The following is a 20,028-nucleotide window of genomic DNA, read 5'->3' on the forward strand; positions in this document are numbered from 1 at the left end:
CGGACCGATCACCACCGGATCGGGCAGCCGGACCGGGTCAGGCGATGACGCTCGGCTCGCGCCACTGCGGGCGGCTGGTGCGGTCCAGGTCGTAGCGGACCGCGGCGAGGCGCCCGACCGCCTCCACCAGCTCGTCGGCGGGCAGCGTGAAAGGCAGCCGCAAGAAGCGCTCCAGCGTCCCGTCCAGGCCGAACCGGGGGCCGGGCGCCAGCCGTACGCCGACCTCCTCGGCCGCGCGGGCCAGCGCGCTGGAGATCGGGCCGTCCAGCTCGGCCCAGAGCGTGACGCCGCCGCCCGGCACGCGTACCCGCCAGTCGGGCAGCCGGTCGGCGAGCGCGGCGACCAGGGCGTCCCGCTGGGCGACGAGCTGGGCCCGGCGGGCGGCCACGATGGCCGGCGCCTCGGTGAGCAGGTGCACGGCGACGAGCTGGTCGAGCACCGGGCTGGCCATGTCCACCCCGACCCGGGCCGCGGCCAGCCGCTGCACCTGGGGCGCGGAGGCGCGTACCCAGCCGATCCGCAGCCCGCCCCAGTAGGGCTTGCTCATGCCGCCGATGCTGATCACCCGGGAGTGCCTGTCGAAGACGGCCACCGGTGGCGGCAGCGTGGTGTCGTCCAGCGGCAGGTCGACGAAGGACTCGTCGACCACCAGGTCGGTGCCGGCCGCGTGGGCCGTGCCGACCAGCCGCTCGCGCAGGTCGGCGGCCATCAGGTGGCCGGTCGGGTTCTGGAACTCGGGGATCACGTACGCGAGCTTCGGCCGGGTCTGCCGGAGGCTGCCGAGCAGCAGTTCGGCGTCCCAGCCCTCGTCGGACAGGCCGTGCGTGGCGATCCGGGCCCGCCGGGCGGACAGCGCGGCCAGCGCGTTGGGGTAGGTGGGCGACTCGACGAGCACGCCGCCGCCGGGCGAGAGGGCCAATCGCAGCACCAGATCCAGCGCGTGCTGGGTGCCGCTGGTGACCATGATCTGTTCCGGGCTGGTCGGCAGACCGCGCTCGGTGTAGGCGCGTGCCACCGCCTCGCGCAGCTCGATGATGCCGGTCGGGTGGTAGCCGGCGCCGCCGAGGTAGCGGGGCAGATCCTCGGCCGCGGCGCGGGCGGCCGGGACGAGCTGCGGGGGCGCGGACAGCGCGGCCACACCGAGGTCGATCATGTCGCGGTCGTCCAGCGGCGTCCACAGCCCGGTGCTGGCCACCCGGTGCCCGCCGGGCAGCATGGTCCAGCTCCCCGCGCCCCGGCGGCTGGCCAGGTGGCCGCTCTCCCGCAGTTCCCGGTACGCGGCGGTGACAGTGGTCCGGCTGATCCGCAGCGCCTCGGCCAGCTCCCGCTCGGCCGGCAGGCGTACCCCGAGGGGCAGCCGCCCGTCGGCGAGCAACCCGCGGACGGCGCCGGCGAGCGCGGCGTAGTCGGGGCTGCGCCGGCGGCCCGGCAGGGCGTGCCACTGGCCGAGGAGTCGCGCCAATTGGACGCCGCGCACCTGGCTGGTCATGGCCACACCTCCGAAATTGGCACCCTTGACGACCGCGATTGGACCCTAGGGTGGCATGCATGGCACAGCTTGGCAATCTCCGGCACCGGCCGGCGCGGCGACTCACCCAGCTCTACGCCGGGCTCGTCCTGTACGGCGTGAGCATGGCGCTGATGATCCGGTCGGAGCTGGGACTGGACCCGTGGGACGTGTTCCACCAGGGGCTCGCCCGGCAGACCGGCCTGTCCTTCGGCACCGTCACCATCGCCGTCGGCGCCCTCGTGCTGCTGCTCTGGATCCCGCTGCGGCAGCGGCCCGGCCTCGGCACGGTCAGCAACGTCGTGGTGATCGGACTGGTCGTCGACGCCACCCTGGCCGTGCTGCCGCCCGGGGAGGGCATGCCGGCGCGCGTCGCGCTGCTCGTCGCCGGGATCGTCGCCAACGGCGCCGCCACCGGCCTCTACATCGGCGCCGGGCTCGGCCCCGGCCCGCGCGACGGGCTGATGACCGGCTTCGTCGCCCGCCACCCCCGCTTCTCGGTCCGGCTGGTCCGCACCGTCATCGAGATCACCGTGCTGGCGCTCGGCTGGCTGCTCGGCGGCACCGTCGGCCTCGGCACGGTGGCCTACGCGCTGACCATCGGCCCGCTGGCCCAGTTCTTCATCCCGGTCTTCGCGCTGCCCGCACGACCGGCGGCCGGCGCCTACGCTACGTGACCGCGGCCGGGCCGACCGCCACGGCCCGGCCCGAGCCGCAACGCGCTGAGCTGCGACGACGCAGAACCGGGAAACCAGGTGTTTCCTCCGCCGTCGCCGCCGGGCATCATTCCTGCATGGGGGAGAACGGATGGCGTTGGAGCGACGCCTGGATCTTCGTCGCGCTTGTCATCGCCAGTGGCGCCGGCCGGCACCGGCGGGCCGCCGCGACACGCCGCCCCGAAGGCGTACGGCTGGCCGACGTCCTCTCCACAGCCGACCACCTCAACCAGGCCATCCCGGAGCGGCACGAGGTGGAGGGCGCGGTCCGGCGGCTCGTCGGCGCGGGCCTGGTCAGCGTGGCCGACGGCTGGTTCCGGGTCACCCCGGACGGTGAGCGGCTCTGGCGCACCCGGCCCAGCGCCGGTCTCGGCACCACAGTGGACACGGTGCAGGGCGTGCTGACCCGGCGGCACCCGCCCGCCGAGTCCGAGTGGCACCTCGACGAGGACGACCACGCCGCCGCCGTGCAGGAGTACGTGGTCCGGTCGATCCCGATGCCGCGCCGCTCGCCCGAGGGGCACTCCGGCCGGCAGTGACCGCCGCCTCAGCGCACCGGGTGGCCCGCGCCGCGCAGCGCGTCCTTGACCTCGCCGACGGTGAGTTCGCCGAAGTGGAAGACGCTCGCCGCGAGCACCGCGTCCGCCCCGGCGCCGACGGCCGGCGGGAAGTGGGCCACCTCGCCCGCGCCGCCGCTGGCGATCACCGGCACGTCGACCACCTCGCGGACCGCCTGGATCAGCGGCAGGTCGAACCCGGCCTTGGTGCCGTCGGCGTCCATCGAGTTGAGCAGGATCTCGCCCGCGCCCAGCTCGGCGCCGCGCGCCGCCCACTCGACCGCGTCCAGCCCGGTGCCCCGCCGGCCGCCGTGCGTGGTCACCTCGAAACCGCTCGGCGTCGTGCCGTCCGGTGCGCGGCGCACGTCCAGCGAGAGCACCAGGACCTGCCGGCCGAACCGGTCGGCGATCTCGGCGATCAGCTCCGGCCGGGCGATGGCCGCGGTGTTCACGCCGACCTTGTCCGCACCGGCGCGCAGCAACGTGTCGACGTCGGCGACCCGGCGGACACCGCCGCCCACTGTCAGCGGGATGAAGACCGACTCGGCGGTGCGCCGCACCACGTCGAGCATGGTGCCCCGGTCGCTGGACGAGGCGGTGACGTCGAGGAAGGTCAGCTCGTCCGCGCCGGCCCGGTCGTACGCCGCCGCCAGCTCCACCGGGTCGCCGGCGTCACGCAGGTCGAGGAAGTTGACCCCCTTGACCACGCGCCCGGCGTCCACGTCCAGACACGGGATGACCCGTACCGCCACCGTCATGCCCCGAGCCTAACGAACGCGCGGGCGGTGGTGACCCGCCGGTGAGGCCGGTCACCACCGCCCGCGGTGGAGTGCGTTCGCGCCGGTCAGAGACGGACCAGCATCTTGCCGAGGTTCTCGCCGCGCAGCAGGCCGAGGAACGCCTCGGGGGCCTGCTCGATGCCGTCGACGATCGTCTCGTCGTACGACAGCCGGCCCTCCCGCAGCCAGCCCGCCACCTCCTGCACGAACTGCTCCCGCAGGTGACCGTGGTCACCGACGAGGAAGCCGCGCAGCGTCAGCCGCTTACCGATCACCAGCGCCAGGTTGCGCGGCGCGGCGGGCGGCTCGGTGGCGTTGTACTGCGCGATCATGCCGCAGATGGCGGCCCGGCCGTGCAGGTTCATCGCCCCGATCGCGGCCTCCAGGTGATCGCCGCCGACGTTGTCGAAGTACACGTCGACGCCGTCCGGGGCGGCTGCCTTGAGCTGCTTGTACACCGGGCCGTCGTGGTAGTCGAAGGCGGCGTCGAAGCCGAGCGCGGTGAGTCGTTCCACCTTCGCCGCGGAACCGGCGCTGCCGATCACCCGGCCGGCGCCGCGCAGCTTCGCGATCTGGCCCACCATGCTGCCCACCGCGCCGGCCGCGCCGGAGACGAACACGGTCTCCCCCGGTTTCATCGCCGCCACGTCGAGCAGCCCGGCGTACGCGGTCAGCCCGGTCATGCCGAGCACGCCCAGGTACGCGGTGACCGGCGCCAGGCCGGGGTCGACCTTGCGCACGCTCTTGGCGTCCACCAGCGCGTACTCGCGCCAGCCGAACCCGTGCAGCACCGTGTCGCCGGGCTTGACGCCACCGGCCTCGCCGGCCACCACCTCACCGATCGCGCCGCCGTCCAGCGGGGCGTCGAGCGCGAACGGCGGCACGTACGACTTGACGTCGTTCATCCGCCCGCGCATGTACGGGTCGACGGACATGAACCGGTTTCGGACCACTACCTGTCCCGGGCCCGGCGTCGGCACCTCGGTGGTGACCAGCCGGAAGTTCTCCGGCGTCGGCCAGCCGTCCGGCCGGGACGCCAGATGGATCTCCCTGTTGACGCGCGCCTCACTCATCGGGCCTCCTCGGTTCGCACTGCGGGGCTCCGCTGCGCTGCACTCCTCGTGCTCACAGGGCCTCGCGGACCGTGCGGGTCACCTCGACGTTCCCACGGGTCGCGTTGGAGTAGGGGCAGACCTGGTGGGCCGCGTCGACGAGCTGCTCGGCAGCCGCGCGCTCGACAGCGGGCAGGTCCACCACGAGCGTCACGGCCAGGCCGTAACCGCCGCTGCCGTTCGGGCCGATGCCCACCTCGGCCTCGACGACGGAGCCGGAGACGTCCGCCTTGGCCTGACGGGCCACCACGCGCAGCGCGGAGTGGAAGCAGGCCGCGTAGCCGGCCGCGAAGAGCTGCTCCGGGTTGGCCGCGCCGCCGGCGCCCCCCATCTCCTTCGGTACGGCGAGGTCCAGCTCGACCGTGCCGTCGGAGGTCCGGACGTGACCGTCGCGGCCGTCGCCGGTGGCGCGGGCGGAGGCGGTGTAGAGCACCTGCATGTCACTGCTCCTTCTGTCGGTGGATCGTCTCGGTGACCCGGGTGAGGATGCCGTGGAGGAAGACCAGCTCGGCCTCGGTGAGCCCGGTGGCGGATGCCACCTGCCGCGGCACGTCACCCATCCGCTCCCGCAGCGCCCGGCCCCGGTCGGTGAGGCCCACCTCGACCCGGCGCTCATCCGCCGCCGAGCGGGTACGCACCACCAGACCGGCCGCCTCCAGTCGCTTGAGCAGCGGGGAGAGCGTGCCGGAGTCGAGCCGGAGCGCAGCGCCGAGCTCGGAGACCGTGGGGGCGTCGTCGTCGTGCTCCCAGAGCACCAGCAGCACCAGGTACTGCGGGTAGGTCAGCCCGTGCTCGTCGAGGATGGGCCGGTAGACGTCGGTCAGGGCGCGCGACGCCGCGTAGAGCGCGAAGCACACCTGCCGGCGCAGTACCAGATCATCGGTCACGCCCTGAACCGTAGCGTGCAATCAAGTTGTGCACAACTTATCGGGGCGTGGAGCGGTGCGGCGCCGGTCACCCGGCACCGCTCAGCGGTCCGGCAGGTACGCCTCCAGCTCGACCTCGACCAGGAGATCCGGGTCGATCAGCCCGGCCACCACCACCATCGTGGCGACCGGGCGCACCGGGCCGAACACCCCGTTGTGCGCCCGGCCCACCTCGTCGGCGTAGATCCGGTCCGTCACGTACATCCGGGTCCGCACCACGTCCCCCGGCCCGGCGCCGACCTCGGCCAGCGCGTCCAGGCCGATCCGGATCGCCTGCGCGGTCTGCGCCGCCGCGTCGCCGGCGTGCGCGACCCGGCCGTCGACCGTGGACGTGCAGCCGGCCGTGATCGCCAGTGTGCCGGCCCGGACCACCCGCGAGTAGCCGTAGAGCGCCTCCCACGGGCCGCCCGAGCCGAGCCGGGTCACCACCCCGGCGTCCACCGGCCTCTCGGCCGGCTCGGCCGTCACGCGCCGGCCCGCAGCGCCGCCAGCGCCTCGGCGACGGTGAACGCGCCCGCGTAGAGCGCCTTACCGGCGATCACGCCCTCCACCCCCACCGGCTCCAGCGTGGCCAGCGCCCGCAGGTCGTCCAGCGTGGACACACCACCGGAGGCGATCACCGGGGCGTCGGTGCGGGCGCACACCTCGCGCAGCAGGTCCAGGTTCGGCCCGCGCATGGTGCCGTCCTTGGTGATGTCGGTGACCACGTACCGCGCCGCGCCCGCGGCGTCCAGCCGGGCCAGCACCTCGTAGAGGTCGCCGCTGTCGCGGGTCCAGCCGCGCGCCGACAGGGTACGGCCGCGCACGTCCAGCCCGATCGCCACCCGGTCGCCGTACTCGCCGCAGATCCGGTCGCACCACTGCGGATCCTCCAGCGCGGCGGTGCCGATGTTGACCCGGGCCGCCCCGGTGCCGAGCGCCGCCCGCAGCGACTCGTCGTCACGGATGCCGCCGGACAGCTCCACCTTCACGTCCAGCTTGCCGACCACCTCGGCGAGCAGCGCGGCGTTGGAGCCCCGCCCGAACGCCGCGTCCAGGTCGACCAGGTGGATCCACTCCGCGCCGTCGGACTGCCAGGCCAGCGCCGCGTCCAGCGGATCGCCGTACGCGGTCTCGCTACCGGCGGCGCCCTGCACGAGCCGGACGGCCTGGCCGTCGGCGACGTCCACGGCGGGCAACAGGGTGAGGCTCAACGCTTCTCTCCTCGGATCCTCAACGACGGTCCAGCGCGATCACCACGATCGCGGGCAGGACCAGCAACAACAACACGACCAGCACCAGCCGCAGCGCGAGGTCGTCCACCAGACTCCAGATGGCGGCCACCGCCACCACGGTGAGCACCAGGATCGTCGCCCGCTCGCGGCGGGTGTGCCGGCGCAGCCGGCCGGTACGGCCGCGCCGCAGCGACGGCGTCAGCCGGCGTACCAGAGAACGACGCCGCTCCCGGCGCGCCACCCGGCGGGCGCGGACGGCGCGCGCCCGCTCCTGCTCGGCCTCGCGCGCCGCGCGGCGGCGGGCCCGCTCCTTGCTCACGCGGACGCCCGCGTGCCCGCCAGCGGGCCGGTCACAGCGTGCCGAGCCAGTTGCGCAGCAGCGCGGCACCGGCGTCGGCCGACTTCTCCGGGTGGAACTGCGCGGCCGACAGCGGCCCCCGCTCCACCGCCGCGACGAAGTCCGCGCCGTGGTGCGAGGTGGTCACAGTGGCCCCCGCCTCGGCCAGCGCCGCCGGGTCGGTCACCCCGTAGGAGTGGACGAAGTAGAACCGGGTGCCCGCCGGCAGTCCGGCGAACAGCGTCGAGCCGGCCGGCGGCCGCACGGTGTTCCAGCCCATGTGCGGCAGCCGCCGCGCGGGCAGCCGGGTCACGCCGCCGGGCAGCAGCCCGAGCCCCTTGGTGACCACGCCGTGCTCCTCGCCGTGCCCGAACAGGATCTGCATGCCGACGCAGATGCCCAGCACCGGCCGCCCGGCGGCGACCCGGTCGGCGATGACCGGCCCGGCGCCCAGCGCCTCGATCCCGGCCATGCACGCGGCGAACGCGCCCACGCCCGGCACCACCAGGCCGTCGGCCGACGCGGCGGCGTCCAGGTCGTCGGTGACAGTCACGTCGGCGCCGGCGCGCGCCACCGCGCGCTCGGCCGACCGCAGGTTGCCCGAGCCGTAGTCGAGCACCACCACCCGCCGCGTCATCAGCTCTCCCCCGGCAGCAGCCAGAGCACCCCGGCAGCGGTCGCCAGCAGGGCCAGCAGACCGGTGATCACCACGGCGGCGCGGGGCGCGCCCTGCTTGAGCAGCGACCACGTCCCGCCGACCAGCAGGCCGGCCAGGATCAACAGAAGCGTGGGCAGCACCTTCATTACAGAGCGCCCTTCGTCGACGGCACCACACCCGCGTTACGCGGATCGATAGCGGTGGCCTCGCGCAGCGCGCGGGAGACGGCCTTGAACTGCGCCTCGACCACGTGGTGGGCGTCCGGGTGGCCGCCGGGACGAGCCGCGCGCAGCACGTCCACGTGCAGCGTGATCCGGGCCGACTGGCCGAACGACTCCCAGATGTGCCGGGTCATGCTCGTCGGGTAGACCGGCCCGATGTACGGGGCCAGCGCCGGCTCGTCGTGCACCACGTACGGGCGGCCGGACAGGTCCACCGCGGCCCGGACCAGCACCTCGTCCATCGGGACGGTCGCCGAGCCGTACCGCCGGATGCCGGCCTTGTCGCCCAGCGCCCGGTCGAACGCCGCGCCCAGCGCGAGCGCGGTGTCCTCCATCGTGTGGTGCGCGTCGATCTCCAGGTCACCGACGGTGTGCACGGTCAGGTCGAAGCCGCCGTGCCGGGCGATCTGGTTGAGCATGTGGTCGTAGAAGCCGACGCCGGTCTCGATGTCGGCCTTGCCGGTGCCGTCGAGGTCGATCTCGACGAGCACCTTCGTCTCGTTTGTGACCCGCTCGATCCGGGCGATCCGGCTCATGAAACTGTCTCCATCGCGGTGAGGAAGGCGTCGGTCTCGGTCGGGGTTCCGGCGGTGACGCGCAGCCAGCCGGGCAGGCCGACGTCGCGCACCAGCACGCCGGCATCGAGCAGGGTACGCCAGGCCACCGCCTGGTCCCCCTCGACGGCGAACAGCACGAAGTTGGCGTCGCTGTCGGCCACCCGGTGGCCCCGGGCACGCAGCTCGGCGACGATCCGGTCCCGCTGCTCCTTGATCGCGGCCACGGTGCCGAGCAGAGCGTCCCGGTGCGCCAGCGCCGCGCGGGCGGCGGCCTGGGTGAGTGCGGACAGGTGGTACGGCAGCCGGACCAGCTGCACCGCGTCCACCACCGCCGGGTCGGCCGCCAGGTAGCCGAGCCGGCCGCCGGCGAACCCGAACGCCTTGCTCATGGTGCGGGTCACCACCAGCCGCGGGTGACCGGGCAGCACGGCGAGCGCGCTCACCGTGCCGGGACGGGCGAACTCGGCGTACGCCTCGTCCACGATCACCATGCCTGGTGCCTCGTCCAGCACGGCGGCGACCACCGCCGGGTCGAGCGCGGTGCCGGTCGGGTTGTTCGGCGAGCAGAGGAACACCACGTCCGGCCGGTGCTCGCGGACCTGGGCCACCGCCTCGCCGGCGGTGAGCCCGAAGTCCTCGCCGCGCCGGGCGGGCACCCACCGGGTGCCGGTGCCGAGCGTCAGCAGCGGGTGCATCGAGTACGCCGGGGTGAACCCGAGCGCGGTGCGCCCCGGACCGCCGAACGCCTGGAGCAGCTGCTGCTGGATCTCGTTGGAGCCGTTCGCCGCCCACACGTGGTCGGCGGTGAGCCCGTGGCCGAGGTAGGCGGCCAGGTCGGCGCGCAGCGCCACCGCGTCCCGGTCCGGGTAGCGGTTGAGGTCGCGCAGCTCGGCGGCGACCGCCTTGCCGATCGCCTCCACCACCGGCTCGGGCACCGGGTAGGAGTTCTCGTTGGTGTTCAGCCGCACCGGCACGTCGAGCTGCGGTGCCCCGTACGGCGTCCGTCCGCGCAGGTCGTCGCGGATCGGCAGGTCGTCGAGCGTGGTCACGACGGGCCGCCCCCGGGGAACCGGACGCTGACCGCCTGGCCGTGCGCGGGCAGGTCCTCCACGGTCGCCAGCGTGACCACGTGCGGCGCCACGTCGCGCAGCGCGTCCTGGGTGTATTCGACCAGGTGCACGCCGCGCAGGAACGACTGCACGGACAGCCCGGAGGAGTGCCGGGCGCAGCCGCCGGTGGGCAGCACGTGGTTGGAGCCCGCGCAGTAGTCGCCGAGCGACACCGGCGACCAGGCGCCGACGAACACCGCCCCGGCGTTTCGGACCCGCAGCGCCCAGTCGCGGGCGTTCTCGGTCTGGATCTCCAGGTGCTCGGCCGCGTACGCGTCGACCGCCCGCAGCCCTGCCTCCAGGTCGTCGACCAGGACCACGCCGCTCTGCTCGCCGCGCAGCGCGGTGCCGATCCGCTCGGCGTGCTTGGCCGCCGGCGCCTGCCGGGCCAGCTCCGCGTCGACCGCGTCGGCCAGCGCCGTGGACGGGGTGACCAGCACGCTCGCCGCGAGGGGGTCGTGCTCGGCCTGGCTGATCAGGTCGGCCGCGACGTGCGCCGGGTCGGCGGTGTCGTCGGCCAGGATCGCGATCTCGGTCGGGCCGGCCTCGGCGTCGATGCCGACCACGCCGCGCAGCAGCCGCTTCGCGGCGGTGACCCAGATGTTGCCCGGACCGGTGATCATGTCGACCGGCTCGCAGCGCTCGTCGCCGGCCGGGTCGACGCCCGCGCCGTACGCGAGCATGGCGACCGCCTGGGCGCCGCCGACCGCGTACACCTCGTCCACGCCGAGCAGCGCGCACGCGGCGAGGACCCGCCGGTCGGGCAGCCCGTCGTTGTCCTTCTGCGGCGGGCTCACCACCACCAGGGAGCGCACCCCGGCCGCCTGGGCCGGGACCACGTTCATCACCACCGTCGACGGGTACATGGCCAGGCCGCCGGGCACGTAGAGACCGACCCGGTCGACCGGCACCCACCGCTCGGTCACAGTGCCGCCGGGCACCACAGTCGTGGTGTGGTCGGTGCGGCGCTGGTCGGCGTGGACCTTGCGGGCCCGGGTGATCGACTCCAGCAACGCGGCGCGTACCTGCGGGTCCAGCTCGTCCTCGGCGGCGCGGATCGTCTCGACCGGCACCCGCAGCCGCTCCGGCGAGACGCCGTCGAACCGTTCGCTCGCCTCCCGGATCGCCGGGTACCCATGGTCCCGGACCGCCTCCACGAGCGGGCGGATCCGCTCGACCGCCACGGAGACGTCGAGCTGGGCACGGGGCAGCAGGCGGCGCGGGTCACGGGCCCCGCCGCGCAGGTCGATCCGATTCAGCACGCCTGCGAGTCTAGGCCGCCGCCGGTGTCACCGGCCGGGGCCGCCCGCACGCCGGGACGGTGAGCCGGGACACGCGCGGGCGGGCGGGTTGGCGATACGCTCGATCACGTGAGCGCACGGCTGCCGGTGTTCCCGCTCGGGACCGTCCTCTTCCCCGGGCTGGTCCTTCCGCTGCACATCTTCGAGGAGCGCTACAAGGCGCTGGTGCGCCACCTCGTGGGCCTGCCCGAGGGCGCGCCGCGCGAGTTCGGCGTGGTGGCGATCCAGGCCGGCTGGGAGGTCGCGCCGGCCGGGCCGCCGGGGCGTTCCGGGCCGCCCGGCGGCGACGTCACGCTGCACGAGGTGGGCTGCACCGCCGAGCTGCGGCAGGTCACCGAGCTGGCCGACGGCGGCTTCGACATCGTCACCGTCGGGCGGCGGCGGTTCCGGGTCGCCGAGGTGGACGCCTCCGCCGAGCCGTACCTGACCGCCGAGGTGGAGTGGCTGCCGGAGCCGGACGGCCCGGACGAGGTCTCCGACCTGCTGGCGGCCCGGGTGATCTCGGTGTTCCGGCAATACCTGGGCCTGATCCGGCCGGACCAGCAGGAGATCACCGAGCAGCTGCCGGAGGATCCGACGGTCCTGTCGCACCTGGTCGCCGCGACCGCCGCGCTGACCGTCGCCGACCGGCAGCGGCTGCTCGCCGTCGACGACACCGCCGGGCGGCTGCGCGCCGAGCTGCGCCTGCTCAACCGGGAGACGGCGTTGCTGCGGCAGGTGCGCGCGGTGCCGGTGCCGCTCAGCGAGCTGGCTGGTCCCCCGGCGCCGAACTGAACCCGGGCGGGGGCGGCGGCCAGGCCGCGTCGGGCTCCGGCTCCGGCCGCAGCGACGGCCACCGCGACCAGCCCGCCAGCAGCGTGTACGTGACGGCGGCGCCGAACGCGGCGAGCAGCAGGTTCCCGTGCGGCACCGGCAGCGGGCCGTACCAGTCGACGCCGCCGGCGCGCAGGTCGACGGGCTTGGTGAAGGCGGTGCCCGGCGGCGCGGTCTCCACCAGCCGCTGGAACGTCGACAGCCCGATCCGGCGGCCGACCTGCCAGGCCACCACCGCCGCGCCGAGACCGCCGAGCGTCACCGCGAGCAGGCCAGCCGGGCCGCGCCGGCGGCGCAGCAGCACCCACAGGGCGATCGCGGCGAGCACGCCGAAGCCGAGCGTCAGGAGGCTGAACCAGCCGTCCGCGGCGATCGGCTGCTCCGGCTGCGTGGTCGCGTAGACCGTGCCGGCGGGGGTCTGCCGGACCGGGGTGGCGGGCGCCGCCCATGCCCACAGCAGGCCCAGCGGCGCGCCGAGCGCGGTGAGCAGTGCGACCACGCCGAGCGTGGTGAGCAGCGGGCGGCCGGATCGGGTGGCGTCGGCGCCGGGTAGCTCCGCCACCACGCCCGGGTATCCGGCGAGCGGGTCGGCGCCGGGCGCGGTGACCGGCGTGCCGGCGGGTACCGGCAGGCCGCCGGGCCAGCCGGGCGGCTGCTCGCGCTCGGGCCACGCGTCGCCGGTACGCGCGTCGGTGCCGTCGGTGCGCTCGCGCGCCCGCTCGGGCTCAGGGGTGTCCGGACTCACCCGTTGATCCTCTCAGGCCCGGGCACGGCGCGGGGCGGTGGTCGGCGCTCAGCGCGCGAACGGTTCCAGCATCACCGCTGCCGCCTTGAGCCAGGCGTTGCGGGTCTCGGCCTGGAGCTGGTGGTACTCGATCGAGGAGCCGGTCTCCAGCGCCGGGTCGTAGGGCACCACGGCGACCGCCCGGGTCCGGGTGGCGAAGTGCCGTTCCAGGTCGTCCTGCAACGAGGTACGCCCCGGCGTGGGGCAGGAGATCAGCGTGACCGCGTTGTCGGCCAGCTCGCCCATGCCCACCTCGTGCAGCAGGTCGAGCATCCAGTCCGCGCTGAACGCCGCGTCCTCGCGCGGCACGGTGGTCACCACGAGCTGGTCGGCGGCCTGCATGACGGTGCGCCAGTTCGGGCTCTCCACGTTGTTGCCGGTGTCCACGCAGACCACCTCGTGGGTGCGGCGCAGCAGCTCCAGCACCCGCTTGACGGTGAACTGGTCGAGCCGCTGGGCGAAGCGCGGGCTCTCCTCGCCGGCCAGCACGTCATACGAGCCGTCGGAGGCGTGCCGCAGGTAGTCGTCGAGGTGCGACAGCAGCGTGTTGCCTTCGAGGATCTCGATCTGCGCCAGGTCGTGGATCAGGTGGCGGATGGTGCGGGCGTGCCGGGCGCTGCCGGCCCGCAGACCGAGCGTGCCGCGCAGCTCGTTGTCGTCCCAGGCGAGCACGCCGCGCCCGCGGACGCTGCCCACCGTCGCGGCGGCGAGCACGGTGGCTGTGGTCTTGTGCACCCCGCCCTTGGGGTTGGCGAAGGCGAGCACCCGCGGGGTGCCCAGCTCGCGGCGCAGCACGCTGGTGGCCCGTTCCAGTTCCGGGTCCGGCTCCGGGGCGCGCCACTGCACCTGGGCCGCGTCGACCCGGCCGGAGCGGCCCTCCAGCGGGCGGCGGGGCGCGGGCACCACCGGCTCCGGGGCGGGCGGCGTGTCCGGCCGGTAGCGGCCCCGGTCGAGCAGCGCGTAGCGGGACTCGGGCGGGGGCGGCGCGGGCCGGTAGCCGCCGTCGAGAAGGGAGTACCGGGACTCGGCCGGCGCCTCGGCCCGGCCGCGCGGCTCCGGACGGGCCGGGTCGGGCCGCCAGGACGGTTCCGGGCGCGGCTCGGCGGTGAACGGCTGCTCGGGGCGCGGGTCGGGCGCGAACGACGGGTCGGCGCGCCAGGACGGGTCGGGCGGATAGGGCTGCCCGGCGCGCCAGGACGGCTCGGGGTCGCTGCGGTAGGCCGGTTCGGCCTGGTAGGCCGGCTCGCCGTCGTGCCGGGGATCGGCGCGGAAGGCCGGGTCGACCCGGAACGTGGCCTCGGCCCGGTAAGCGGGCTCCGCGCCGTACGACCCGTCGGGGGCCCGGCCGACGGCGGTGGCGCGGCCGGTCCACCCGGTGCCCGCGCCACGGCGGGGCAGCGGGTCGGGCGGCGGCGCCGGTTGCTCCTCGACGTGCCGGTCGGCGTCGGCGTGCTCCGCGCCGCGACCGCCGAGCCGGGCCCGGTCGAGCAGCGCCCGCCACCGCGGTGCCGGCTCGCCCTGCCGACCCCAGCCGGTCTCGCTGCCGTCCAAGGATTCGCCCTCCCCCAGCCCATCGATCTCCGCCTGACAGGCTACGAACGAAACCCTATTCGGACCACTCCCCGCGCCGCACATCGCCCGGTGGCCCGCCGCACCATGGGATCGGCCCGGTCGCCGTGTGCCCCGATGTCTCAGGAGGTGGGAGCGGGATTGGGCGCCCCGGAGCCGGTGACGGACCCGGGGGCGGTGGGTGAAGGTCCGCTCACCGTCCGTGCGGCTTCCGACGAATCGCCCATTCCGCCTGCCTCGGCCGGCCCGGTGTCGGCCGGCGGCCGGACCACGTCACGCTGCTCGGGAAGCGGCGGGGTGAACACGGTCCGGTCCAGACGTGTCACCTCCGGCGCCGGGTCCACCACCCGCACGCCCGGACGACCGGCCAGCCCGCGCAGGGCGTCCGGCGGGGCACTGACGACCGCGGCGTAGACGCAGGCGCAGCCGGTCCGGTACGCCTCCGCCTCGCGGGCGGCGACCTCGGCGCCGCTGTCGTACACCCGGCGCAGTTCCGGATCGGCGGTGGCGGCGGCGCGGGACCGGTAGTCCGCGGTCTCCCGGTCCTTGCGCGTCGCGACGCCGGCCATCCCGGCCACCACGTCCCGGGGCAGGGTCAGCGCCGCGATCCGGACGATCTCGGTCTGCCGGCCGGGCAGCGGCACCCGTGCCACCACCGCCGAGACCCGCGTGCCGTCCAGCGCGGCGGCCGCCCGCGCCGGGGTCAGGTAGCCGTCGAACGAGACCAGCGCGTAGCCGTCGGGCGCGTCGAGGCGGGCCAGTTCGTCCCCGGCGGCGCGCAGGTACGCCGGGATGCTCGCGCCGCCGGTCACACCGACCCGGGTCACCTCGCCCACAGTGCGGTCGCTCACCGGGCGGTCCCGCCGCTGTGCCACCGCCACCACGAGCACCACCAGCGCGCAGGCCAGCGCGAGCCAGGTCAGCGCGGCGGACCGGGACCGGCGGGGCCGCGCGGCGTCGTCACTCACGTCAGTCGCGCAGGATCTCCAGCGCCCGGGCCAGGTCGTCCGGGTACTCGCTGACGAACGTCACCTCGTCGCCGGTGCCCGGGTGCGCGAAGCTCAGCGAGCGGGCGTGCAGCCACTGCCGGGACAGCCCGAGCCGGGCCGACAGCGTCGGGTCCGCGCCGTAGGTCAGGTCGCCCACACAGGGGTGCCGCATGCTGGAGAAGTGCACCCTGATCTGGTGCGTACGCCCGGTCTCCAGCCGCACGTCGAGCAGGCTGGCGGCGGGGAACGCCTCGAGCGTGTCGTAGTGCGTGATGCTCGGCTTGCCGCCGGAGACCACGGCCCAGCGGTAGTCGTGGTGCGGGTGCCTGTCGATCGGCGCGTCGATGGTGCCGCGCAGCGGATCCGGGTGACCCTGCACCACGGCGTGGTAGCGCTTCTCCACCTCGCGGTACTTGAACGCCCGCTTCAGCGCGGTGTACGCGCGCTCGCTCTTGGCCACCGCCATGATCCCGGTGGTGCCCACGTCGAGCCGGTGCACCACACCCTGCCGCTCCGCGGCGCCGCTCGTGGAGATCCGGTGGCCGATGCCGGCCAGCCCGCCGATCACTGTGGGGCCGGTCCAGCCCGGGCTCGGGTGCGCCGCCACCCCGACCGGCTTGTCGACCACCACGATGTCGTCGTCGGCGTACACCACTGTCAGGCCGGGCACGGCCTGCGGCACCACGGCGGGCGGCGCGGCCGGCGCGGGCAGCGTGACCTCCAGCCACGAACCCGCCTTGACCTTGTACGAGTTGGGCCGGGCCACGCCGTCGACGAGCGCGTCGCCCGCGTCGATCAGGCCGGCGGCGGCGGTACGGGAGAGCCCGAGCAGGCGGGACACGGCCTGGTCCAGGCGCATGCCGTCGAGGCCGTCCGGCACGGGCAGGGAACGGGTGTCGCCGCCGGCGGCGAACGCGGAGGTCACGCGCTCTCCCGCTGCTCGGCCGGGGCGGCGTCGTCGCGCTTCTCGTCGCGCAGCCGGGAGCCGTCGCGCTGCCGGCCGGTCAGCTCCAGGAAGACCGCGAGCACCACGCCGCACACCAGTGAGCTGTCGGCCAGGTTGAACACCGGCCAGACCTGGCCGTACGGGTCGAAGAGGCTGATCATGTCGACCACGTGGCCGACGAAGTGCCCTGGAGCGCGGAAGATCCGGTCGATCAGGTTGCCGAGCGCGCCGCCCAGCACCAGGCCCAGCGACACCGCCCACGGCAGCGAGCGCAGCCGCAGCGCCATCCAGGCGATCCACCCGATCACCACGAACGTGATGATCGGGAAGATCCAGGTGTGGTCGGAGCCGATGCTCCAGGCCGCGCCGCTGTTGCGGGTCAGGCTGAGGTAGACCGCGCCGCCGAGCAGCGACACCGGCTCCCGGCCGGTCAGCTCGGCCAGCGCGAGCTGCTTCGTGCCGAGGTCCGCCAGCAGCGAGAACAGGGACACGCCGAGCAGCAGGCCGACGGCCTTACGGCGGGGCGCGCCGGCGCCCGTCTCGGTGGTGCCGGACCCGGCGGGCGGTGCTGCGGTCATCTGCTCCCCATCGACGCTTGCGACGGCGTGGTCACCGTCTGCCGTACGGCCGCCGGGGAGCGGTGATCAGCGCCGCTCCGCCAGCTGCTTGCACGTCACGCAGAGGGTGGCCGACGGGAACGCGGCGAGCCGCTCCACCGGGATCGGGTTGCCGCACCGCTCGCACCAGCCGTAGCCACCCTCGTCGAGGCGCTCCAGCGCGCGCTCGACCTGCGTGATCCGTTCCTTGATGCTGTTGGCGAGAGAGATCTCCTGCTCCCGCTCGAACGTCTTGGTGCCGGTGTCGGCCTGGTCGTCCCCGGCCGAGTCGGTCAGCCGGTCGCGCTGCAGCTCGGTGATCTCGCTCAGCGTCTGATCGTACTCGGCGTTGAGCTCGTCCCGCCGTGCCGCCAGGGCGGCCCGGATCTTCTCGGTCTCCGCCGCGCTGCGGGTGGCCTTCGCCACCGGCTTGCGACCGGCGGTCCTGGTGTCGGCTGGCTTCGCCATCGTCAGCTCCCTCAGCCGCGTGGCGCGGCGGTCAGCGGTGCGTGGGCGGGACGCCATCGTCGGCGTCGTCCGCGTACGGAAGGGTGCACGGCGAGCGGGCCCGCCGTGCACTCCGGAGGTTGGCAAGAATACGGAACGTACAGGCGTCCGACAACGTGCCGCACCGTCGTCCCACGTATCCGCCCCGGACTGCCATCAATCGGGGCAAAAGGAACGGTAGCAGATCAGCGGGCCGGCTCCTCGCCGTACTCCCCGAACCACCTCGCCAGCCGGCCCCGGCGGCTCACCGCCCGCAGCCGCCGCTCGGTCTCGTCCCGTACGCCCGCGGTGGCGACGATGAGCAGGCTGTCCCCGACCTTGAGCCGGGTGTCGGCGCCCGGCACGAAACCGGCACCGTCGCGCAGCACGAGCGTCACCGCCGCGCCGACCGGCAGCCGCAGCTCGTCCACGTGCACCCCGGCCAGCCGCGACCCGGCCGGCACCTCCATCTGGAGCAGGTCGGCGCGCATCCGTTCCAGCGGGGCGGTCTCCAGCAGGATCTCGCTCGCCTCGGCCGGCGCGGTCACCCCCAGCCGGCGGGCCGCCGGCGCCAGCGTCCCGGCCTGGAGCAACGTGAAGATCACCACCAGGACGAAGACGGCGTCGAACAGGCGGGCCGCGCCCGGCACGTGCAGCGACAGCGGGATGGTCGCCAGCACGACCGGCACCGCGCCGCGCAGCCCGGCCCAGGACAGGAACAGCTGCTCGCGCAGGCTCACCCGGAACGGCAGCGCGGAGACCGCCACCGACAGCGGCCGGGCGAGCAGCAGCAGGGCCAGCCCGGTGATCACGGCCGGCAGCACCGCCGCGTCCAGCCGGCTCGGCGAGACCAGCAGGCCGAGCAGCACGAACAGGCCGATCTGGGCCAGCCAGGCCAGCCCGTCGGCGAAACCGAGGATGGCCTGGCGGTGCGGCAGCCGCGAGTTGCCGAGCAGCACGCCCGCGACGTACACGGCGAGGAAGCCCGAGGCGTGCAGCACCGAGCCGGCCGCGTACGCCAGCACGGTGAAGCCGACCACCGCGATCGGGTACAGGCCGGCCGACGGCAGCGCGGCCCGGCGCAGCGCGTACCGGCCGGCCAGGCCCGCGCCGACACCGACCGCCGCGCCGGCGCTCAGCTCGTAGCCGAGGAGCAGCACCTCGTACCACCAGGGGTGGGCGGCCTCGACCCCGGCGCGGGACAGCAGCAGCACCAGCAGCACGACCGGGGCGTCGTTCACCCCGGACTCGGCCTCCAGCGCGGCCACCAGCCGGGGCGGCAGGCGCAACCGGCGCAGCGTGGCGAACACGGCCGCCGCGTCGGTGGAGGAGAGCACCGCGCCGTAGAGCAGCGACAGCCGCCAGTCCAGGCCGAGCAGCAGGTGCACCACCACGCCGACGACCACGATGCTGACCACGACGCCGACCGTGGACAGCGCCGCGGCCAGGCCCAGCACCGGCCGCAGCGTGCTCCACCGCGCGGTCAGCCCGCCCTCCGCGATGATCACGATGAGCGCGCAGAAGCCGAGCACCCGGGTCAGTTCGACGTCGTCGAACCGGATGCCCAGGCCGGCCTCGCCGAGCAGCACGCCCAGCGCCAGGTAGACCAGCAGGCTCGGTACGCCGAGCCGGGTGGAGAACCGCACCGCGCCCACCGCGACCAGCAGCACGGCAGCGCCCACGAGCAGCGCGACGTCGAGCCCCGGGGTCATCGCCGGCCGGCCGGACCGGACCTCACGCCGTGCTGCCGTCGCGCAGCCGGCGCAGCACCTCGGGCAGCCCGTCGTGCGGGCGCTCGACCAGGAACAGCTTGTCCCGGCTGGCCGCGCCGGACCGCAGCGACACGGTCGCCGGCCGGATGCCGAGCGCGTCGGCGAGCGCGCGCCGGGCCGCCTCGGTGGCGCGGCCGTCCACCGCGGGCGCGTGCACCGCGACGACGAGCGCCGGACCGTACGGCCCGTCGAACCGCCCGCCCACCCGGGCGCGGGCCGCCCCGGGCTTCACCCGCACCGCGACGGTGAGTGTGTCCGCGATCGTCATGGTCAGCGCGGCCGGGCCTCGGCGAGCAGGGTGGTGGCGGCGGCGCAGTGCGCGCACGGGGTGAAGCCCAGCGCGACCGCCTCGGCGACCGGCAGCGGTTCGTCCTCCCGGCCCACCAGGTGCGGGCAGCCGGGCAGGTGGAAGCGGGGATGGCCGTCGACCACCAGGACCTCGTCGGGCAGCCGGACCAGCCGGGCGACCTCACCGGTGGAGAGGAACTCGGCCGGCGGGTCGCCGTCGAACGCCTCGCCCGGTGCGGGCGAGGTGGGCCGTGCGGTCTCCGGCACGCGCGGGCCGGGCGGCGAGTAGGGCGCCGCGTCCGCGGCCACCGGATCCGGCGCCGCGTACGGCCCGGCGGCGGGCTCGCCGTCGAACGCCGACGTGTGCGGCCCGGCGGCGAACGGCTCGGCCGGCGGCGAGTACGCGGCCGGCGGCGGGGCGTCGTCCGGTTCGGTCACCGGCGACCCGGGCGGTTGCCGCCACCCGGATCCGCCGGTGCCGAACGTGGACGTGTGGTGCGGGACCGGGCTCACCGGCTCGTCCGGGGACGGGACGGTGTGCGCGGTCCGCAGTCGCGGCCCGGTCTCCCGGCCGGCCGTGGCCCGCGCCGCGGCGGCCTGGCGGGCGAACGCGACGAAGGCGACGGCGGACAGCAGGCTGGCCGCGATCGAGACGATGAGCAGGAGGCTGGATCCGCCGGCGAGGCCGGCGATCAGCAGCACGACCGCGACGAGGATGAGCAGGATGCTGGCGGCTACCACGGCTCACCCCCGGCCGCGTCGTGTCGGTCTGGGCGGTCGGTGGCCGTCAC

The 20,028-nt window shown here is 75.2% G+C and carries 25 protein-coding genes; 3 read left to right on the forward strand and 22 right to left on the reverse strand.

Translation table 11 applies throughout. From position 1 onward, the window contains the following. Nucleotides 1–37: 37 nt before the first annotated feature. On the reverse strand, nt 38–1,489 hold the full coding sequence (yczR, locus tag FB454_RS16455) for a MocR-like transcription factor YczR (protein WP_145751839.1): 1,452 nt from the start codon (nt 1,487–1,489) through the stop codon (nt 38–40). A 59-nt stretch (nt 1,490–1,548) separates the two neighbouring features. Between yczR and yczE the strand changes: the two genes are divergently transcribed. Beyond that, on the forward strand, nt 1,549–2,184 hold the full coding sequence (gene yczE, locus FB454_RS16460; RefSeq protein WP_145751836.1) for a membrane protein YczE: 636 nt from the start codon (nt 1,549–1,551) through the stop codon (nt 2,182–2,184). A 116-nt stretch (nt 2,185–2,300) separates the two neighbouring features. After that, nucleotides 2,301–2,762: a hypothetical protein gene (locus FB454_RS16465; protein WP_013287572.1), complete on the forward strand. Its 462-nt coding sequence runs from the start codon at nt 2,301–2,303 to the stop codon at nt 2,760–2,762. A gap of 8 nt (nt 2,763–2,770) precedes the next feature. On the opposite strand, the gene hisF is transcribed toward FB454_RS16465, so the two are convergent. The 12 genes from hisF to hisD form a co-directional block, all read right to left on the reverse strand. Further along, nucleotides 2,771–3,538 (reverse strand): imidazole glycerol phosphate synthase subunit HisF, encoded by a 768-nt coding sequence (gene hisF / locus FB454_RS16470; RefSeq protein ID WP_013287573.1) that lies wholly within the window; start codon nt 3,536–3,538, stop codon nt 2,771–2,773. 86 nt (nt 3,539–3,624) lie between these two features. Next, the gene (locus FB454_RS16475) at nt 3,625–4,632 is read right to left on the reverse strand and encodes an MDR family NADP-dependent oxidoreductase (protein ID WP_145751834.1); all 1,008 of its coding nucleotides are present in this window, start codon (nt 4,630–4,632) and stop codon (nt 3,625–3,627) included. Nucleotides 4,633–4,684: 52 nt separating this feature from the next. Next, entirely contained in the window at nt 4,685–5,110 is a 426-nt protein-coding gene (locus tag FB454_RS16480; RefSeq protein WP_013287575.1) for an organic hydroperoxide resistance protein, read from the reverse strand. Nucleotide 5,111: 1 nt separating this feature from the next. After that, nucleotides 5,112–5,558, reverse strand: a complete 447-nt coding sequence (locus FB454_RS16485) for a MarR family winged helix-turn-helix transcriptional regulator (protein ID WP_013287576.1) — start codon at nt 5,556–5,558, stop codon at nt 5,112–5,114. 81 nt (nt 5,559–5,639) lie between these two features. Beyond that, nucleotides 5,640–6,065 carry a Rid family hydrolase gene (locus FB454_RS16490; RefSeq protein WP_145751832.1) on the reverse strand — a complete coding sequence of 142 codons (426 nt, stop codon included), beginning with the start codon at nt 6,063–6,065 and terminating at the stop codon, nt 5,640–5,642. Further along, a complete protein-coding gene (gene priA, locus FB454_RS16495) occupies nt 6,062–6,790 on the reverse strand; it encodes a bifunctional 1-(5-phosphoribosyl)-5-((5-phosphoribosylamino)methylideneamino)imidazole-4-carboxamide isomerase/phosphoribosylanthranilate isomerase PriA (protein ID WP_145751831.1) in 729 nt (242 codons plus the stop codon). Before priA ends, FB454_RS16490 begins: the two co-directional genes overlap by 4 nt. 19 nt (nt 6,791–6,809) lie before the next feature. Further along, nucleotides 6,810–7,130, reverse strand: coding sequence for a hypothetical protein (locus FB454_RS16500; RefSeq protein ID WP_145823157.1), 321 nt, complete (start codon nt 7,128–7,130; stop codon nt 6,810–6,812). Between the two features lie 31 nt (nt 7,131–7,161). Next, nucleotides 7,162–7,785, reverse strand: a complete 624-nt coding sequence (gene hisH, locus FB454_RS16505; protein WP_030271938.1) for an imidazole glycerol phosphate synthase subunit HisH — start codon at nt 7,783–7,785, stop codon at nt 7,162–7,164. Continuing rightward, nucleotides 7,785–7,952 (reverse strand): hypothetical protein, encoded by a 168-nt coding sequence (locus FB454_RS34895; RefSeq protein WP_013475798.1) that lies wholly within the window; start codon nt 7,950–7,952, stop codon nt 7,785–7,787. The genes hisH and FB454_RS34895 overlap by 1 nt, the downstream gene beginning before the upstream one ends. Then, a complete protein-coding gene (hisB, locus tag FB454_RS16510) occupies nt 7,952–8,563 on the reverse strand; it encodes an imidazoleglycerol-phosphate dehydratase HisB (protein ID WP_013287582.1) in 612 nt (203 codons plus the stop codon). The genes FB454_RS34895 and hisB overlap by 1 nt, the downstream gene beginning before the upstream one ends. Then, the gene (locus tag FB454_RS16515) at nt 8,560–9,633 is read right to left on the reverse strand and encodes a histidinol-phosphate transaminase (protein WP_013287583.1); all 1,074 of its coding nucleotides are present in this window, start codon (nt 9,631–9,633) and stop codon (nt 8,560–8,562) included. Before FB454_RS16515 ends, hisB begins: the two co-directional genes overlap by 4 nt. Continuing rightward, nucleotides 9,630–10,955, reverse strand: coding sequence for a histidinol dehydrogenase (gene hisD / locus FB454_RS16520; protein ID WP_145751826.1), 1,326 nt, complete (start codon nt 10,953–10,955; stop codon nt 9,630–9,632). Before hisD ends, FB454_RS16515 begins: the two co-directional genes overlap by 4 nt. Nucleotides 10,956–11,063: 108 nt before the next feature. On the opposite strand from hisD, the gene FB454_RS16525 reads away from it, so the two are divergent. Next, the gene (locus FB454_RS16525) at nt 11,064–11,768 is read left to right on the forward strand and encodes an LON peptidase substrate-binding domain-containing protein (RefSeq protein ID WP_013287585.1); all 705 of its coding nucleotides are present in this window, start codon (nt 11,064–11,066) and stop codon (nt 11,766–11,768) included. Here FB454_RS16525 and FB454_RS16530 read toward each other — a convergent pair. From FB454_RS16530 to FB454_RS16570, 9 genes are all read right to left on the reverse strand, one after another. After that, on the reverse strand, nt 11,734–12,552 hold the full coding sequence (locus tag FB454_RS16530) for a DUF2567 domain-containing protein (RefSeq protein ID WP_145823158.1): 819 nt from the start codon (nt 12,550–12,552) through the stop codon (nt 11,734–11,736). The two genes, FB454_RS16525 and FB454_RS16530, sit on opposite strands and share 35 nt — an antisense overlap. A gap of 48 nt (nt 12,553–12,600) precedes the next feature. Continuing rightward, nucleotides 12,601–14,142, reverse strand: a complete 1,542-nt coding sequence (locus FB454_RS16535) for an ATPase (protein WP_013287587.1) — start codon at nt 14,140–14,142, stop codon at nt 12,601–12,603. 140 nt (nt 14,143–14,282) lie between these two features. Beyond that, nucleotides 14,283–15,128, reverse strand: a complete 846-nt coding sequence (locus FB454_RS16540; protein ID WP_013287588.1) for a hypothetical protein — start codon at nt 15,126–15,128, stop codon at nt 14,283–14,285. 1 nt (nt 15,129) lies between these two features. Next, nucleotides 15,130–16,074, reverse strand: coding sequence for an RluA family pseudouridine synthase (locus FB454_RS16545; protein WP_013287589.1), 945 nt, complete (start codon nt 16,072–16,074; stop codon nt 15,130–15,132). Continuing rightward, entirely contained in the window at nt 16,071–16,673 is a 603-nt protein-coding gene (gene lspA, locus FB454_RS16550) for a signal peptidase II (RefSeq protein ID WP_013287590.1), read from the reverse strand. The genes FB454_RS16545 and lspA overlap by 4 nt, the downstream gene beginning before the upstream one ends. A 66-nt stretch (nt 16,674–16,739) precedes the next feature. Further along, nucleotides 16,740–17,159 (reverse strand): TraR/DksA family transcriptional regulator, encoded by a 420-nt coding sequence (locus tag FB454_RS16555; protein WP_013287591.1) that lies wholly within the window; start codon nt 17,157–17,159, stop codon nt 16,740–16,742. A 224-nt stretch (nt 17,160–17,383) separates the two neighbouring features. Then, entirely contained in the window at nt 17,384–18,889 is a 1,506-nt protein-coding gene (locus FB454_RS16560) for a potassium/proton antiporter (RefSeq protein ID WP_013287592.1), read from the reverse strand. 22 nt (nt 18,890–18,911) lie between these two features. After that, nucleotides 18,912–19,217, reverse strand: coding sequence for a DUF167 domain-containing protein (locus tag FB454_RS16565; protein WP_013287593.1), 306 nt, complete (start codon nt 19,215–19,217; stop codon nt 18,912–18,914). A gap of 2 nt (nt 19,218–19,219) precedes the next feature. Continuing rightward, nucleotides 19,220–19,978, reverse strand: a complete 759-nt coding sequence (locus FB454_RS16570) for a hypothetical protein (RefSeq protein ID WP_145751824.1) — start codon at nt 19,976–19,978, stop codon at nt 19,220–19,222. Nucleotides 19,979–20,028: the final 50 nt, after the last annotated feature.

This window comes from Micromonospora sp. CNZ297 (genome assembly GCF_007827625.1).

Bases quoted from the DNA above. Each gene is read 5' to 3' on its own strand.
- yczR (WP_145751839.1), bottom strand. From the start codon at position 1,489: ATGACCAGCCAGGTGCGCGGCGTCCAATTGGCGCGACTCCTCGGCCAG.
- yczE (WP_145751836.1), top strand. From the start codon at position 1,549: ATGGCACAGCTTGGCAATCTCCGGCACCGGCCGGCGCGGCGACTCACC.
- FB454_RS16465 (WP_013287572.1), top strand. From the start codon at position 2,301: ATGGGGGAGAACGGATGGCGTTGGAGCGACGCCTGGATCTTCGTCGCG.
- hisF (WP_013287573.1), bottom strand. From the start codon at position 3,538: ATGACGGTGGCGGTACGGGTCATCCCGTGTCTGGACGTGGACGCCGGG.
- FB454_RS16475 (WP_145751834.1), bottom strand. From the start codon at position 4,632: ATGAGTGAGGCGCGCGTCAACAGGGAGATCCATCTGGCGTCCCGGCCG.
- FB454_RS16480 (WP_013287575.1), bottom strand. From the start codon at position 5,110: ATGCAGGTGCTCTACACCGCCTCCGCCCGCGCCACCGGCGACGGCCGC.
- hisH (WP_030271938.1), bottom strand. From the start codon at position 7,785: ATGACGCGGCGGGTGGTGGTGCTCGACTACGGCTCGGGCAACCTGCGG.
- FB454_RS34895 (WP_013475798.1), bottom strand. From the start codon at position 7,952: ATGAAGGTGCTGCCCACGCTTCTGTTGATCCTGGCCGGCCTGCTGGTC.
- hisB (WP_013287582.1), bottom strand. From the start codon at position 8,563: ATGAGCCGGATCGCCCGGATCGAGCGGGTCACAAACGAGACGAAGGTG.
- lspA (WP_013287590.1), bottom strand. From the start codon at position 16,673: ATGACCGCAGCACCGCCCGCCGGGTCCGGCACCACCGAGACGGGCGCC.
- FB454_RS16555 (WP_013287591.1), bottom strand. From the start codon at position 17,159: ATGGCGAAGCCAGCCGACACCAGGACCGCCGGTCGCAAGCCGGTGGCG.
- FB454_RS16560 (WP_013287592.1), bottom strand. From the start codon at position 18,889: ATGACCCCGGGGCTCGACGTCGCGCTGCTCGTGGGCGCTGCCGTGCTG.
- FB454_RS16565 (WP_013287593.1), bottom strand. From the start codon at position 19,217: ATGACGATCGCGGACACACTCACCGTCGCGGTGCGGGTGAAGCCCGGG.